Raw genomic sequence first — 296 nt, 5'->3', positions numbered from 1 at the left:
GCCGAGGCGGCGGCTCTTTGGCTGAAGCTGCGCCCGCTGTCGCTGCTGCTTTGGACGTCTCCTTTCAACCCCGTCGCCAAGGCAGCGAGCACCAAGACGGGACGCCCCGTCGGCGAGTGCCGGCTTCCTGTCCTGCCGCTCACCGAGGCGGCGGTGAAGCTGGTCGACGAAGCCCTCGGCGCCGCCGCCTGAGGCGAGCGCCCTTGTCCCGGGGACACCGTCTCCCCGGGGCAGGCCTGGATGCCGTCGGCCGGCTGCGGCATGCTTGGGATTTACCGGCCGTCATTCGGCTGCAC

The 296-nt window shown here is 71.3% G+C and carries 1 pseudogene; it reads left to right on the top strand.

The features are described from left to right. Positions 1-192, top strand: a pseudogene (locus tag EN859_RS38545) (hypothetical protein); the annotation flags it as partial. Positions 193-296 lie beyond the last annotated feature (104 nt).

The organism is Mesorhizobium sp. M00.F.Ca.ET.216.01.1.1 (assembly GCF_004010325.2).
Classification (GTDB): domain Bacteria; phylum Pseudomonadota; class Alphaproteobacteria; order Rhizobiales; family Rhizobiaceae; genus Mesorhizobium.
Note: the sequence above shows the minus strand (reverse complement) of the source record. Positions and strands in the feature narration are given on the sequence as shown.